This is a genomic window from Vibrio sp. 1S139, assembly GCF_041439475.1.
Classification (GTDB): domain Bacteria; phylum Pseudomonadota; class Gammaproteobacteria; order Enterobacterales; family Vibrionaceae; genus Vibrio; species Vibrio crassostreae_C.
The window spans coordinates 1-16,503 of record NZ_JBGOOD010000001.1; the positions used below are offsets into that span (position 1 = coordinate 1).

Genomic DNA, 16,503 nt, shown 5'->3' on the forward strand with positions numbered 1-16,503 from the left:
GGGGATTATCTGCTAACTGCAGGATCGTTCAAGTCTTCTTAAACGATCGGCATTATAGATAAACATCTAGGGTTTTTGCTTTCTGAAAAAGAAAATTAGTTAACTACTTTTTCTTCAGCTTGCGCAGCTTGGTCTGCTTGGATAGCCGTTAGAGCTACTGTGTAAACGATATCGTCTACTAGAGCGCCACGAGACAAGTCATTTACTGGCTTGCGCATACCTTGAAGCATTGGACCGATAGATACTAGATCTGCTGAACGCTGTACAGCTTTGTAAGTCGTGTTACCCGTGTTTAAGTCTGGGAATACGAATACTGTCGCTTTACCTGCAACTGGAGAGTTAGGCGCTTTAGAAGCGGCTACGTTTTCCATGATTGCTGCATCGTACTGTAGAGGACCGTCGATCACTAGATCAGGACGCTTCTCTTGAGCAAGTTTCGTTGCTTCACGTACTTTATCTACGTCTGCACCCTTACCAGATTCACCAGTAGAGTAAGAGATCATAGCAACGCGTGGGTCGATACCGAATGCCGCAGCAGAATCTGCAGATTGGATAGCGATTTCAGCAAGCTGTTCAGCTGTTGGATCTGGGTTGATCGCACAGTCACCGTATACAAGAACTTGATCAGGCAGAAGCATGAAGAAGATCGAAGATACGATAGAAGCATCAGGAGCAGTCTTGATGATCTGGAACGGAGGAACGATAGTGTTCGCCGTTGTGTGAACAGCACCAGAAACTAGGCCGTCAACTTCGCCAGCTTCAAGCATCATAGTACCTAGGAATACTGAATCTTCTAGCTTCTCACGAGCAACAACTTCAGTCATACCTTTAGCGCCACGAAGTTCTACTAGACGAGCTACGTAGTTTTCGCGAACTGATGCAGAATCGATGATCTCAACGCCAGCGCCAAGCTCAACACCTTGCTGCGCTGCAACGCGACGGATTTCTTCAGGGTTACCTAGAAGTACACACGTTGCGATACCGCGCTCAGCACAGATAGCCGCAGCTTTAACTGTACGTGGCTCATCACCTTCAGGAAGAACGATGCGCTTAGCCGCTTTACGAGCAAATTCAGTTAGCTGGTAACGGAATGCTGGTGGGCTTAGACGACGGATGCCTTGAGTACCTTCAGATAGAGAATCAATCCAAGGGCCATCAATGTGGCTTGCAACGTGATCGTTAACGAACTCGATACGCTCTTTATCGTCTGCAGGAACTTCTAGGTTGAAGCTCTGTAGGTTTAGAGATGTCTGCCAAGTGTTACCTTGAGCCTTGAAGATCGGTAGACCTGAAGCGAATGCTGGTGCACAAAGGTTAGCAATGCTTTCTGGAATGTCGTAACCGCCAGTAAGCAGGATTGCGCCAATCTCAACACCGTTTTTCGCAGCAAGAGCCGCAGCAACGATAACGTCAGGACGGTCTGCAGAAGTTACTAGCAGTGAGCCTGGTTTGAAGTGCTCAATCATGTGCGGTAGAGAACGTGCACAGAAAGTGATGCTCTTAATACGACGAGTTGAGATTTCACCTTCGTTAACGATTTCAGAGTTAAGGTGCTTAGCCATATCAACCGCACGAGTTGCGATTAGATCGATGCTCCATGGCACGCAGCCAAGAACACGGATAGGGCTAGAGTTGAAGATTTGCATTACTTCAAGGTTCGCTTGCTGAGCGCTGTCTGCATCATCAAAGATTTCAGATAGGTCAGGGCGAGTACGGCCAGCCTCATCAACAGGAGCGTTAAGCTTGTTGATGATTACGCCTTTGATGTTTTTGTTCTTAGTACCGCCGAAGTTAGAACATGCTACTTCTATACGCTCTTTAAGCTGCGTAGGGTTGTCAGTACCAGGAGTCGCAACGAATACGATCTCCGCGCCAAGTGTTTTTGCGATTTCCGCGTTCACTTGGTTAGCAAATGGGTGCTTACGAGTAGGTACTAGACCTTCGATTAGCGTAACTTCTGCGTCTTTGTTGATCTTGTTGTATTGCTCAACAACAGACTCAAGAAGCTCGTCCATTTTTTCGCTACCGATCAAAGCTTCAGCTTTAGTCATTGCGATTGGCTCACCAATCTTAATGTCGCTGTTTGCGCTGATGATAGTAGACGTTAGATCTGGTTGGTTACCACCGCTGCGAGGCTGAGCGATTGGCTTGTAGAAAGAAACACTTACGCCCTTACGCTCCATAGCGCGAAGAACACCCATGCTAACACTAGTAAGACCAACACCAGCGCTTGTAGGGATAAGCATAATAGTACGTGACATTGACGAACACCTTTGACTATTGGAAATAAAAAAAGCTCAACTGCTATTCCCACCGATATTTAAATTGGGGTAGGAATAGAAGTTGAGCCCCATTTTCTTGATATGAAAAACTGACTAGCTTCGAATGAAGCTAGTCAGGAAAATCAATTAAAGACCTGCTAGTTTCGCAGTGTCTTCAGCAATTACTAGCTCTTCGTTAGTAGAGATAACCATTGCAGGGATACGGCTGTTAGCTGTAGTGATAGTACCTTCGCCGCCGAAACGAGCTTTAAGGTTAGCTTCACCGTCAACTTCGATACCGAAGATGCCTAGGCGGTTAAGAACCATTTCACGGATTGGGCCTGAGTTCTCGCCGATGCCGCCAGTGAAAGTGATTGCGTCTAGACGACCTTCTAGAGTTGCAGTGTAACCAGCTACGTACTTAGCTAGACGGTGACAGAACACGTCCATTGCACGAGTTGCTTCTTCTTTCTCACCGTAGTTGTCTTCAACGAAACGACAGTCAGAAGTCACTTCAGTTAGACCAGCAAGACCAGACTCTTTAGTTAGCATGTTGTTGATTTCTTCAACAGAGTAACCAAGTGCGTCGTGTAGGTGGAAGATGATTGCAGGGTCTAGGTCACCACAACGAGTACCCATTACAAGACCTTCAAGAGGAGTAAGACCCATAGAAGTGTCTACAGATTTACCGTTCTTGATTGCACATACAGAAGCGCCGTTACCTAGGTGACAGTTGATGATGTTAACTTCTTCAACTGGCTTGTTTAGTAGGCCTGCAACTTCACGAGTGATGAATAGGTGAGAAGTACCGTGCATGCCGTAACGACGGATGCCGTGCTCTTTGTACAGGTTGTACGGTAGAGCGTATAGGTAAGACTCAGAAGGCATTGTTTGGTGGAACGCAGTGTCAAAAACAGCAACGTTTTGTAGACCAGGGAAGTTCTGTTGAGCCGCTTCGATACCGATAAGGTGAGCAGGGTTGTGAAGAGGTGCGAAAGTCGCAGCGTCTTGAATACCCTTAAGAACTTCATCAGTGATAAGTGCAGAAGAAGTGAACTGCTCGCCACCGTGTACGATACGGTGACCGATAGCGCCAAGGTTAGCTTTAAGCTCAGGCTTAGAAGCAAGAATAGTTTCTACCATGAAAGATAGTGCTTCTACGTGAGCTGCGCCCGCGCCTAGTTGTGCTTCATGCTTGCCATCAAGTTTCCACTTCATACGAGCTTCTGGAAGACCTAGACACTCAGCAAGACCAGTTAGGTGCTCTGCACCTGTTTCTGCATCAACAACAGCGAATTTAAGAGAAGAACTACCACAGTTTAAAACTAAAACTAGCTTAGACATTAATGACTACCTGTTTATTTTTCTGATCGAAATCAGTTAAGGATGAAAATTAATCTCAAGAATAGTCGAAGCACATAGGCTTGCGTACTAACCTTGGTCAAAAAAACGTTAATTTCCGTATAAAGTGAAAGCGCTCTTTATCAAAAAGAGGCTTGTGCATTCCTTGCAGAAGTCTTCTCAAAGTTGCTTAAATTGTAAATAAGGGCAACAATGAGATTGAGGTCTGCAAATAATAGCGATATTGTGCAAATATAACAAAAAAATTTGAAAGAATATTATTTTTCGTCAAATTTTTGTGTTTTTAGTTGATGATTTCAACTTTTTTTTAATGGGAGACTCATATGAGCAATAGAGTTGGTTTAGCTAGTAGTTTAAAAGATGGCCAAAAGTACATGGATCTCTGGCCCGTCCGAAAAGAGTTAAACGCGATCTTCCCAGAACAACGCATTATTAAAGCGACCCGTTTTGGCGTGAAAGTGATGCCTGCGATTGCCGCTATCAGTGTTCTTACACAAATGGTCTTTAATAATTACCAAGCGATGCCACAGGCTGTGGTTATGGCTTTGTTTGCGATCAGCTTGCCGCTACAAGGTATGTGGTGGTTGGGCAATCGCTCAAATACACAACTTCCGCCGGCGCTAGTATCGTGGTACCGCGAACTGCATGAAAAGATCACTGAAACGGGTTTTGCGTTAGAGCCTATGAAGCCGCGCCCTCGCTATAAAGAATTGGCAATCATTTTAAATCGTGCCTTTCGTCAGTTAGATAAATCCTCAATGGAGCGTTGGTTCTAAAGAATCCCAGCTCTCCCTCTTGTCTGAGAACAACTATTCATCTTCTATAGCTTGTTCTCAGATTTGCTCCTCTTTTTGTTACCTCGCTTACTTTCCGTTTAGCTTACCTGTCCTTATTCACTTGGTTTCTTACCTTCCTCCGAAGTCAATATAACCTTTCTCACATAACTCGAGCCTTGTTGTATTTTTGTTAAATATCACTTCAAGTTATCAATGGTTACTGGTAATAATGTCAATAGTGATTTTGATGTTGTTCTCTTTGAGCGAGTAATGACGGGTAGAGCTTGATTCAGGGAGCGATAATGAGTTCTGTAAGAAAGGTATTGGCAGCGGTTTTAAGTTGCTTGATGTTGCTATGGACTGGCAATGCAATGGCAAACGTTGCCAAAGTGTCGGTTTCACAAGTTGTTGACCATCCAGATCTGAATGCGACACGTTTAGGGCTTCTTGAAGGATTGAGAGCCAATGGTTATGAACCCGGTAAGAACTTAGAATTCTCCTATGAAATGGCGAATGGTAACCCGGCTCAGGCAGCCAAGATTGCCAGAGAGCTCGTCAGTGAAAATCCACATGTACTTGTTGGTATCGCGACACCGACTTCACAAGCCTTAGTGTCGGCGACTCGCTCGATTCCTATCGTGTTTACCGCGGTTACGGATCCTATCGGCGCTAGGCTCGTTAAACAATTAGAAAAGCCGGGGCGTAATGTCACGGGGCTTTCTGACTTATCTCCGATCACTCAGCATGTGTCATTAATCAAAGAACTGCTCCCTGAAGCTAATTCAATCGGTGTAGTTTACAACCCAGCAGAAGCAAATGCCGTTGCGTTAGTTGGGTTATTGAGAAAGGCAACTCGAGATTTCGGTTATACACTTCACACCGAAAAAGCGCTGACTGTTGACGATGTCGAAGCAAAAGCAGAATCCATTGCTAAGAAGTCCGATGTTATCTATGCCTTGACCGATAATACGGTTGCAAGCGGCATGGAGGGTCTTATCAAAGCGGCTAACCATGCAGATACGCCAGTCGTCGCAGGCGCCACATCTTATGTCGGAAAGGGAGCGATTGCTGGTTTAGGTCTAGATTATTATGATGTTGGGGTTCAGACCGCGGATTATGTCGCAGCCATTCTGGAAGGACAGAAGCCCGGGAAGTTGAGTGTCAAAACTGCGCAGAGTTCTCAGCTGGTGGTCAACCTAGATGCTGCTCGTGAGCTTGGCGTGACAGTGCCTCAATCTGTGATTGAGCGTGCGGTCATTAGCCGGTGAATTGAGTTTGGTGTTAGGTGAGCTAATAGGCCATAAGTCATATTATTAACAGCATTGAAATGGGCTCAGATAACAAACTCACCTGCTCTATATGTTGGCGCTTCTCTATTTTATTCATTTGTAAGCGGTTATTTGACCGTTAGGTGTGTCGTTAATATCAATTTACATTATTTTACGTCGAGCGAATTGCCGATTAATGTAATAATATTAATGGGGAAAATGAAAATAGCTGAACGCTAAGAGCACATTATATGAAAGTAAATAGGCACTTTAGCCTAACCTTTGTTTTCGGGTTTCCCGCTGTGATCGCCGCGATGTTACTTGGCCTAATAGGAAAGAATCATTTTGACGCGGTAGAAAAAGATATCAGTAGTGAGTTTCATCGTATTGAAGATGTGTTCAAAAGAACCACAAAAGTGGCGACAGCCCTAGACTACAGCTTCTCCAACTATTATAAATCAGGAAACCCTCTCTTTCTTGATCACAACAAACATGTTGTGGATGGTCTTTGCCAAATTTGGCCTATTGATGTATTGCTACTTGCCGACGGTAAAACCTCAGACATTCCCTCTGTCGATATCGACTATATGCTAATCGGTCAAGAGTCTCTTTGTTCTGAAAGCAGTGATAGTTATAAGAGCGCGTCAGAAAAAATAGCGTTAGCTCCTATTCTTTCATTTTTATCCCAGCTTGATGAATACCATGCCGGCGTGCACTTTATTGATACGAGCGGCTATGTGATCTCTTCACCTGAAGGTTTTGCCAAAGGGCTGAGCAAAGAGTTACTCTCGACCATAAAGAGTCGTCCTTATTGGCAGAAAACAGCCAACAACCCTGACCAACTTACCCTTTCAGGCCCTGGTTATCGTTTTGATTCCCTTGACCGTATAATCAGTATGACGATCCCTGTATTCCATAAAGGCGTTCACCAAGGGATGCTGTCGGTGGATATTAATGCTGACAAGCTGCTCGCAAACTCGAATGAGCATCTTGCAGGTCGGATCGATATCATTGATACCACTTTAGCGACTCCGGTAGATTCTGCGGCTTTTTATCACGAGATCAAACTGGATGGTGTCTCGTCTCACCATGCGATGTATTACAAATTAGACATCGCGAAAGAGGTTGAGCACTTTTTCGTCTACGAGAAAGACAGCCTTATTGTTGCCATCATTGTGTATCTGTTCTCAGTAACCATCTTCTTCTACGTCAATTCCAATATTGAACGTGGTTACTTCAAAGATCTCGCAGCCAAAGACCCTATGACAGGGTTATTGAATCGTCGTGGCTTAGAAGCGTTCTGGCGCAGTGTAGAGCACGATCAACTGTTTGCATTAACCGTCTTCGATATTGATGATTTTAAGTCAATTAACGACACCTACGGCCACGATAAGGGGGATGATGTGATTCGTTATATGTCGCGTCAGATCAGCAACAGTATTCGAAGCAGTGACGTTGCAGCACGGTTTGGCGGTGAAGAGTTTGTCGTTTATATGAAAGGCGAAGATCGTGAAACTTTGATGAGAACATTAGAGCGAGTGAAGAATGCGATTTGTTCCACTTCAGCCGACATTATTCCAAATGGATTTACGGTGTCTGGCGGTGTCTGCATTGTTGAAACTGAGCAAAGTAAACTTAACTTCGATGAGATATTTAAGTACGCCGATGAAAAGCTGTACGTGGCTAAGACGACGGGCAAAGACCGTCTTAAATTTTAACCACGTTATTGAATCGATGCTTTGTATGAAAATGAAAATGAAAGAGGGAACGTGTCTACCAAGCAAAGCTTATTTGCACCGGTAAACACGTTTGTAGCGTTGGGTATTTAACCCTAAACATAATCTTAAACAGGTTGGCGGCGTTCTTCTTGATAACGCTGAAGGCGTTCTACAATCGGTGGCGCCTTTTTGAAAGTACGAATTTCTTTAAACAGTTCGTTCGCTTCAGGGTAGCCTTTACTTAGATAAACAAACCACTGCTTCACTCTATTGGGGTAGTACATGCCTTTGTCCCCTTTAATTTGAAACTCTGAATAGCGCAGCAAAAGTTCAATGACTTTATCCCACGGCATTTTCTGGTGGTTGTGCTTAACGACGTTACCAAGGTTTGGAATATTGAAAGCACCACGGCAGACCATTAATGAATCGACGCCTGTTGCTTCTATGCAATCTTGACCATCTTGATAGTTCCAGACCTCCCCATTAGCAATCAACGGCAGAGATGTTTTTTCTCTTATTTGATTGATGAAGTCCCATTTGATTTCGCTGGCTTTATAGCCGCCAACTTTGGTTCTTGCATGCACGGTGAGTTCGTCAGCTTTGGCTTGTTCGATGGCATCGACGATTTCAAAGCACTCTTCCGGATGCTCCCAACCTAATCGAATCTTTGCGGACACAGGAATGTGTGCCGGTACCGCTTCTCGACAGGCGTTCACCACTTGATAGATGAGCTCTGGCTCTTTTAGCAATGAAGCGCCACCATTACTTTTGTTGACCGCTTTTGCTGGGCAACCAAAATTAAGATCGATCCCTTTCGCGCCTAAGCTAGCAGCTTGAAAAGCATTCTCGGCCATCCAATTTGGGTGTTGCCCTAGAAGTTGGAGATGGATTGGCACACCAGCCATGGTCTGAGAGCCTTGATGTAGCTCAGGGCAAATACGGTGGAACACATGCGGGGGAAGAAGTTGATCTACGACGCGCACAAACTCTGTCACACAGAGATCGTAATCATTAATCTCTGTGAGAATTTCACGCATTAGGTGGTCTAGAACGCCCTCCATAGGGCCAAGTATTACGCGCATGTTGCTTTACCAAAACTGAATGAACCGAAAAATTCGAGGCGTGATTGTACGGTGTGCTTACAGAATTGTCACTATGAGTGTGGTGCATGTCTTAATGATGGTTTCGTCTCTTAATAGCGACATCTTTGGGAGGATGGCGTTATAATATCGAAAATGCCCAATATCCAGAGCTTTCATGACATATCAATTATTAAGCCTACCAGAATCAATCACTGACATTACTCCGCAGTTTATGGAAGGTGCAATCCTTGCCTCTAACTTAGCGACCAAACCACTCGATCCAGAAGAGTGGCTGGTTATCGTTGCGCCTGAAGCGGGTAAAGAGCTGGTAACAACGGTGACAGAACAGATTAATCGCCAGCACAACCTGATTCAGCGTAATGAATACCTATTAACAGACGTACTGGCTGAAGGTGACTTTAACGAACAGTTCGCTGATTTTTCTGAAGGCTTCATGATGGTTTGGCCAACAGTGGAAGAGCAGTGGCAGAGCGTGACAGTCGCGGATGGTACTCTGCGCATGTTGCAAGCGCTCTTAACCACCTTGATGCTTGCGATTGATGAAGAGCAAACTCAACAACAAATGATCGCTGCAGGGCTTACTAACCCACCATCGCTTGCCGATTTAGTGGGTCAAGTCGATCTGATGATCTCAGAAGTGGCAATGGCAGCGGATGAAGCTATGTTGGGCAATAAGTCCCAGAGCGTGAACCCGTTTAAAGACATTGGTCGAAACGACCTTTGCCCTTGTGAAAGCGGCAAGAAGTTTAAACAATGCTGCGGTAAAAGCAGCTAATCACGGCTTGTTGAGCAACTTAGTTTGTGTGAATAACAGACTCTCTTAATATGTTCAAAAGCTTAAGTAATAAAAAAGTCGACCTCGTGGTCGACTTTTTTGTTGTCCAAGTGTCAACGGCTTACTGCAAGTCCTTTTTCGACTTCACAAATTGAGAAATAACCACAATACCGAAAGCAACCAAGTTACCTGCAAAGATAATTACTAGCCACTGAGGCATAGAAAGATCGAAGAACTGCCACACAACCTTGCTGCAATCGCCGTAAGCCTCAAACATCCACGGAGCCCATTGGTTTAAAGGCGCCCAGCTAGGGAAGGTTACGAATAAGTCGCAGGTTGCGAAAGGGGACGGATTGAACTGGTAATCGACGTGCTCTAAAGCAAGCATCAAACCTTTGTATGCGCCAAATCCCCAGCTAGCAAGGCCTAACCAGCGTGATATTGGGTTATTCGGGGCAATCGCACCAATCATGGCGGCAACACCGATAGCGAGCATAGCAACGCGCTCATAGATACACATCACGCAAGGACCAAGCATCATCACGTGTTGGAAGAAGAGAGCGCACGCTTCAAAAAAGACAATAAAAGCCAGCAGTAAAAGCCAAGATAAACGTCCCTTAGAGAAGTCTTTGATCATTGCTAAAAAGTTCACGAATTGAATCCTGTCTATAAAATAAAAAAGCCCTGATTACTCAGAGCTTTTTATCTTGGATAAGTTTCCTAATCAACTAATATTTTTGATTAGCTAGGGCGTGTTGACCTTTCGCGATTAAATTTTGTTCGAGATAAAAGCGTTTTAATCGCGGCGAGGGGGAAGTAGCCTAGTCATTCTAAGCAAATCCCCCTCAACAAAGAGTAAAACGCTTTTTGCGGGGGCGCCCAGCTCGAACCCTTCGGGCAGTGTTTGCTGGTCATTTCTACTACGTTATCGGCTTCTCATGTAGGCTAGCTACACATCAAAGCCTCTGCCTTGTATAAATACCCAGCAACTCGCTGCAAAAATCAGCTCGAAAGGTCAACACGCCCTCGACACACTTATTGTGGTTTGCGACACAATGTTTAGCTTAATGACCACCAGAGATAACTGGAGCAACGACTTCACCAGTGCGTTGAATGATCCAACCTGCATCATAGAACCATGCTGTCATTGGCTCTACGAAGAACACAATGCCTGCTAGGCCAACCAGTGCCAATACGATGGTGTATGGCAACGCCATGATAACCATGCGACCGTAAGACAATCTAATTAACGGAGCAAGTGCTGATGTTAATAGGAATAGGAATGCAGCCTGGCCGTTTGGCGTTGCAACAGAAGGTAGGTTAGTACCAGTGTTGATAGCAACAGCAAGTAGGTCGAACTGATCACGAGTGATGATGCCTTCAACCAGTGCAGTTTTCACTTCGTTAATGTAAACCGTACCGACGAACACGTTATCTGAAACCATCGATAAAATACCGTTGGCAATATAGAAGAGTGCGAGCTGTGCGCCTTTATCTTCAACGTGAAGTACTGCATCGATGACTGGCTTAAATAGAGCTTGGTCGATGATCACAGCAACAACAGCGAAGAAAACGGCAAGAAGTGCAGTAAATGGCAGCGCTTCTTCAAAGGCTTTACCCATAGAGTGTTCTTCAATAACACCCGTAAATGCTGTAGCTAAGATGATCACAGACAGGCCAATCAAACCTACTTCAGCAACGTGAAGTGCAAGGCCGACGATAAGCCAAACTGCGATTGCACTTTGAACCCATAGTTTTGCTACGTCTTGCTTTGTGCGGTTTGCACGTTCTTTGTTGTCAAACTCAACTAAGATTTGGCGAACATTCATTGGTAGTTGAGCACCGTAACCAAACACTTTGAATTTCTCGACAAGTGCACAAGTTAAAATACCGCAGAAGAAAACAGGTAGTGTTACTGGCAGCATACGGATGATAAATTCACCGAACTCCCAACCTGCTTGCTTAGCAATTACCAAGTTTTGTGGTTCACCTACCATGGTCATTACACCACCCAGTGCTGTACCCACACCAGCGTGCATTAGCAGTGAACGTAGGAAAGCACGGTAGTTTTCTAGGTCATCACGAGTTAGCTCTGAGATCTCTTCATCATGAGTATGATCGTGCGAAGACGTTGTGCCCTTGCCTGATGCAACCTTGTGGTAGATAGAGTAGAAGCCGACCGCAACGCTAATAACTACGGCGATTACTGTTAGTGCATCTAGGAATGCTGATAAGAAAGCGGCAGCAACACAGAAGGCAACGGAGAGTAAAATTTTAGATTGGATGCCAAGCAAGATCTTCGTGAAAATGAACAAAAGCAGTTCTTTCATGAAGTAAATGCCAGCAACCATGAATACGAGCAAGAGTAATACAGGAAGGTTTGCTTGCAGCTCGTGATAAACCATTTCTGGTTTGGTCATGCCAATGGCGACTGCTTGAATAGCTAATAGACCACCCGGTTGAAGTGGGTAGCATTTGAGAGCCATAGCTAGAGTGAAAATAAACTCAACCACCAATAGCCAGCCCGCAACAAATGGGTCAACTAGGAAGAAAACAAACGGGTTGATGATTAAAAAGGAAATGATGGCAAGTTTATACCAATCAGGAGCTTTACCAAGGAAGTTCTTGATAAAAGCGTTTCCGAGAGACATCGGCATGTTAATACTCTTTTATGTTGATTATGAATAGACAAGCAATACAACATTTTGAGAATCGAGCTATAGAAATTGTTAAAAACTATAACTAACAGTGACTTAGGAAAACTACATTCCATGTAATGTTCTGTGGTCTTGCCAAGTCACTCCCTTAGAAACTCAAGCACTGCTTATTTTTGAGCGCAACTTTACTCTTAGATAACATTTAGTCAACAGGAAAAGCCCTGTAGCCCTAAAAATACCTCTTTTTTGTTGAGAAACGCGATCAAAGTAGCGCAAGCATACCACTTAAAATGTGATAAAAACCGACTAGAATCAATATTTCAGCGAAATGATTGAAAATTACAGAATAACGACGGCTTATATATGATTATTACAACTTAATATTGCAAATTAATAGCTTTAAAAATATGACCAATCCCATTGATTTTAAAGAAAAATTGTTGTGTTAACGGTTTGTTTAAATGGTGGTTTAGAGTCGCTTGCTTTACAAACCTGAGGTGCAAACGTGTGCTGAACTTTAGAGTTATAACTCTAACGGTGTTTAGGGTGAGTAAAATTTTTGAGGGTGTTTCCGCTAGGTGTGAACTAGTGGTATGATGAGTAAATTAGAACAGAATAATTAAATTGGATTGAAGTGTAGATGGTCATTAAGGCGAAGAGCCCGGCAGGATTTGCAGAGAAGTATATCATTGAAAGTATTTGGAATGGCCGTTTCCCTCCAGGTTCTATCTTGCCCGCAGAGCGTGAGCTTTCTGAGCTGATTGGTGTTACACGTACTACGCTTCGTGAAGTACTACAACGTCTTGCTCGTGATGGTTGGTTGACAATCCAACATGGCAAACCAACTAAAGTTAACCAGTTTATGGAAACCTCAGGTCTTCATATCCTTGATACGCTAATGACGTTGGACGTTGATAACGCAAGCAAAATGGTAGAAGACCTGCTTGCTGCTCGTACTAATATCAGCCCGATCTTTATGCGTTATGCATTCAAAGCAAACAAAGAAGCTTCAGAGCGTACTATCAGTAACGTGATTGAATCTTGTGAAGCGCTACTTGCGGCACCAACTTGGGATGAGTTCCTAGAATCGTCGCCATACGCTGACAAGATCAAACAAGCGGTAAAAGAAGATTCAGAAAAAGATGAAGCGAAACGTCAGACGATCTTAATCGCGAAGACTTTCAACTTCTATGATTACATGCTTTTCCAACGTTTGGCATTCCACTCAGGCAACCAGATTTACGGCCTGATCTTTAACGGTGTGCGTAAACTTTATGACCGTATCGGTAGCTACTACTTCTCTAACCCAGAAGCACGACGTTTAGCGATGGACTTTTATAAAGAGTTGTTCATTATCTGTGAAAGTGGCGAGCGCGAAACTTTGCCATTAGTGATTCGTAACTACGGTATCGCAAGTGCACAAGTTTGGAATGAAATGAAAACGACATTGCCGACGAACTTCACTGAAGACGACAGCTAAGGCATAGGTTTACTATTGTTGTTCCTGTTTAGTCAGTGACGTAAAGAAAACGAAAAAGCGGCGAGATAATTCAATTATCTCGCCGCTTTTTATTTATCTGTCGTTACTAGAAAATTATCAGTGGGTCAGTTACTTACCTATGACGAGTAATTTATCTATGTGTAGCAACTTAAAATTTATCTAGGAGTAGTAACTTAACCCGTAAACTCTTCTGAGTCTGGACGGTTGGTAAATTGCACACCGTTTAGAAAATCGCAAAGTAGTTGGTCTTCACACACTTTGTAGTTTTTGTTTTCTGGCTTGCGGAAGTAAGCGCCGATTTCGTACTTGCTCAAGCTAATGCCAACCACTTCTAGTACGTCCAAAACATCTTCTGCTTTCATGTTCAATGCGATACGAAGCTTCATGAAGATCATGTTGTTCGTCAGTGCAACTTCAGGTTTAGGTTGCTCGCCTTCTTTTTTGCCACGCTTAAGGTTGATGAAACCATTTAGGAATACCGCTAACTCTTTATCTTTCATCTTAGAGCATGACTTGTCGTTGTCATCTTTTAGCCAGTTAATCACTTGGTCATGAGCAACAGTCACATCAGCTTGTTCGATAGCTTTGATGATTTGTGCATTTTTAAGGTTTAGTGCGTGTTGAATACGACGCAAGATTTCGTTGTTAGTCACTGGGGATTCCTAAAAAGGGTTTTAGAGTAAAGAGGTGTTGGTTTAGCCTATTTTTGTCGACGAACCAATTTCTACTCTACATAGCATAGTTGACGGCGACTCTAACAGAGAACGCTAATTTTCGGTAGATATAAAAAATCCCCAATGCTGATTAACTCTTTCAAGTCAAAAATGCATTAGGGATTTAGTGATGGGTGCTTGTTATCTGACTGGAGTCAGAATTACATTACACGCATACCAGGTTGAGCACCTTCGTGTGGCTCAAGGATCCATAGGTCGCTGCCGCCAGGGCCCGCTGCTAGGATCATGCCTTCAGACATACCAAACTTCATCTTACGAGGTTTTAGGTTTGCTACCATTACAGTTAGCTTGCCTTCTAGCTCTTCAGGTTTGTATGCTGATTTGATACCAGAGAATACTTGGCGAGTCTCACCACCGATGTCTAGTTGGAACTTCAGTAGTTTGTTCGCTTTTGGTACTTCTTCACAAGAGATGATACGAGCGATACGCATGTCTACTGCTGCAAAGGCATCGAACTCAATCTCGTCTGCGATTGGCTCTTTGTCTAGCTCAGTTTGGCTTGCTTGCTCTTTTTCAGCTTCTGCTTTTTCTTTCGCTGCTGCTTCAGCGGCTGCATCTTCTTTAGAAGACTCAACCATTGCTTCCACTTTCTTAGGGTCAATGCGGTTGAATAGCGCTTTGAACTTAGTGATCTCGTGATCAGTTAGCGGAGTAGCAATCGCTTCCCACGTTAGCTCTTCGTTTAGGAAAGCTTCAGTGCGAGCTGCAAGCTCTGGCATCACTGGTTTCAGGTAAGCCATCAGTACGCGGAATAGGTTAATACCTACAGAAGAAACTTGTTGAAGCTCAGCTTCTTTGCCTTCTTCTTTTGCAAGAACCCAAGGTGCTTTTTCGTCGATGTACTGGTTAGCTTTATCCGCTAGTGCAGTGATTTCACGGATAGCACGGCTGAATTCACGAGTTTCGTATAGCTCACCGATACGCTCAGCAGCAGCAACGAATTCGTTGTATAGCTCAGGCTCTGCAAATTCAGCAGCTAGCTTGCCTTCAAAACGCTTAGTAATGAAGCCAGCGTTACGAGAAGCTAGGTTAACAATCTTGTTTACTACGTCAGCGTTTACACGTTGAGTGAAGTCTTCAAGGTTAAGATCTAAGTCATCGATGCGGCTGTTTAGTTTAGCAGCGTAGTAGTAACGTAGACACTCAGGGTCTAGGTGGTTTAGGTACGTGCTTGCTTTGATGAATGTGCCTTTCGACTTAGACATCTTCGCACCGTTCACTGTTACGTAGCCGTGTACGAATACGTTGTTTGGCTTACGGAAACCTGCGCCGTCTAGCATTGCTGGCCAGAATAGGCTGTGGAAGTAAACAATGTCTTTACCGATGAAGTGGTAAAGCTCAGTTGTGCTGTCTTTCTTCCAGTATTCATCGAAGTTTAGATCGTCACGTTTGTCACATAGGTTCTTGAAAGAAGCCATGTAGCCAACAGGTGCGTCTAGCCATACGTAGAAGAACTTGTCTTTTTCGCCTGGGATTTCAAAGCCGAAGTAAGGTGCATCACGTGAGATATCCCACTGTTGCAGACCAGACTCAAACCATTCCTGCATTTTGTTTGCAGTTTCATTCTGTAGAGAGCCAGAACGAGTCCACTCTTTAAGCATGCTTTCGAACTGAGGTAGGTCGAAGAAGAAGTGCTCAGAGTCTTTCATTACTGGAGTTGCGCCAGAAACCGCTGATTTAGGGTTAATTAGCTCAGTTGGGCTGTATGTCTCACCACAGTTATCACAGTTATCACCATACTGGTCTTCTGACTTACACTTAGGGCAAGTACCTTTTACGAAGCGGTCTGGTAGGAACATCTCTTTCTCAGGATCGAAAAGCTGAGAAATAGTGCGGCTAGAAATGAAGCCGTTCTTTTTAAGTTCTAAGTAGATGTGAGAAGCCAGTTCACGGTTCTCTTCGCTGTGTGTGCTGTGGTAGTTATCAAAGCTGATATCAAAGCCAGCGAAGTCTTTTTGGTGCTCTTCACTAACAGCAGCGATCATCTCTTCTGGCGTGATACCCATCTGTTGAGCTTTAAGCATAATTGGCGTGCCGTGAGCATCGTCAGCACAGATGAAGTTTACAGTGTTGCCACGTAGACGCTGGTATCGAACCCAGATATCAGCTTGGATATGCTCAAGCATATGGCCAAGGTGAATAGAGCCGTTAGCGTACGGAAGCGCACAAGTTACCAAAAGTTGTCTTGGATCAGTTGCCATACTTAATAATTCGCTTTTTTGATAGGTATAAATTTGAGAGGTAATACTACTTTATAACGTGTGATACGCCAAGGTATCAGACTAAGGATTCCCCTAGTTTTTTAGGGGTTCAGTCTTCATCTCGTGGGTGATAGCATAAATAAAAAA

The 16,503-nt window shown here is 44.0% G+C and carries 12 protein-coding genes; 5 read left to right on the plus strand and 7 right to left on the minus strand.

The genetic code is table 11. The features are described 5' to 3' along the window. Nucleotides 1-95: 95 nt before the first annotated feature. Nucleotides 96-2,261 (minus strand): phosphate acetyltransferase, encoded by a 2,166-nt coding sequence (gene pta, locus ACED46_RS00005; RefSeq protein WP_371720689.1) that lies wholly within the window; start codon nt 2,259-2,261, stop codon nt 96-98. 147 nt (nt 2,262-2,408) lie between these two features. After that, on the minus strand, nt 2,409-3,605 hold the full coding sequence (locus ACED46_RS00010; RefSeq protein ID WP_017062169.1) for an acetate kinase: 1,197 nt from the start codon (nt 3,603-3,605) through the stop codon (nt 2,409-2,411). A 341-nt stretch (nt 3,606-3,946) separates the two neighbouring features. On the opposite strand from ACED46_RS00010, the gene yfbV reads away from it, so the two are divergent. The 3 genes from yfbV (at nt 3,947) to ACED46_RS00025 (ending at nt 7,385) form a co-directional block, all read left to right on the plus strand. Further along, nucleotides 3,947-4,399 (plus strand): terminus macrodomain insulation protein YfbV, encoded by a 453-nt coding sequence (gene yfbV / locus ACED46_RS00015; protein WP_017062168.1) that lies wholly within the window; start codon nt 3,947-3,949, stop codon nt 4,397-4,399. A gap of 302 nt (nt 4,400-4,701) precedes the next feature. Beyond that, the gene (locus tag ACED46_RS00020) at nt 4,702-5,667 is read left to right on the plus strand and encodes an ABC transporter substrate-binding protein (protein ID WP_017062167.1); all 966 of its coding nucleotides are present in this window, start codon (nt 4,702-4,704) and stop codon (nt 5,665-5,667) included. Between the two features lie 251 nt (nt 5,668-5,918). Beyond that, a complete protein-coding gene (locus ACED46_RS00025) occupies nt 5,919-7,385 on the plus strand; it encodes a sensor domain-containing diguanylate cyclase (protein ID WP_017069188.1) in 1,467 nt (488 codons plus the stop codon). A gap of 125 nt (nt 7,386-7,510) precedes the next feature. On the opposite strand, the gene dusC is transcribed toward ACED46_RS00025, so the two are convergent. Further along, nucleotides 7,511-8,467, minus strand: a complete 957-nt coding sequence (dusC, locus tag ACED46_RS00030; RefSeq protein ID WP_371720691.1) for a tRNA dihydrouridine(16) synthase DusC — start codon at nt 8,465-8,467, stop codon at nt 7,511-7,513. A gap of 175 nt (nt 8,468-8,642) precedes the next feature. Between dusC and ACED46_RS00035 the strand changes: the two genes are divergently transcribed. Next, nucleotides 8,643-9,263, plus strand: coding sequence for a YecA family protein (locus ACED46_RS00035; RefSeq protein WP_017062164.1), 621 nt, complete (start codon nt 8,643-8,645; stop codon nt 9,261-9,263). A gap of 121 nt (nt 9,264-9,384) precedes the next feature. On the opposite strand, the gene dsbB is transcribed toward ACED46_RS00035, so the two are convergent. Together dsbB and nhaB are read right to left on the minus strand one after the other, a co-directional pair. Next, the gene (gene dsbB, locus ACED46_RS00040) at nt 9,385-9,900 is read right to left on the minus strand and encodes a disulfide bond formation protein DsbB (RefSeq protein ID WP_029235613.1); all 516 of its coding nucleotides are present in this window, start codon (nt 9,898-9,900) and stop codon (nt 9,385-9,387) included. A 427-nt stretch (nt 9,901-10,327) separates the two neighbouring features. After that, nucleotides 10,328-11,920, minus strand: a complete 1,593-nt coding sequence (gene nhaB, locus ACED46_RS00045; protein ID WP_136973544.1) for a Na(+)/H(+) antiporter NhaB — start codon at nt 11,918-11,920, stop codon at nt 10,328-10,330. A gap of 640 nt (nt 11,921-12,560) precedes the next feature. Between nhaB and fadR the strand changes: the two genes are divergently transcribed. After that, complete coding sequence (fadR, locus tag ACED46_RS00050; protein ID WP_017062161.1) at nt 12,561-13,400, plus strand: fatty acid metabolism transcriptional regulator FadR; 840 nt, start codon at nt 12,561-12,563, stop codon at nt 13,398-13,400. Nucleotides 13,401-13,594: 194 nt separating this feature from the next. Here the strand turns inward: fadR and ACED46_RS00055 are convergent, their stop codons facing one another. After that, a complete protein-coding gene (locus ACED46_RS00055; protein ID WP_016783812.1) occupies nt 13,595-14,074 on the minus strand; it encodes a DUF1456 family protein in 480 nt (159 codons plus the stop codon). A 221-nt stretch (nt 14,075-14,295) separates the two neighbouring features. Continuing rightward, nucleotides 14,296-16,356, minus strand: coding sequence for a methionine--tRNA ligase (metG, locus tag ACED46_RS00060; RefSeq protein WP_017062160.1), 2,061 nt, complete (start codon nt 16,354-16,356; stop codon nt 14,296-14,298). Nucleotides 16,357-16,503 lie beyond the last annotated feature (147 nt).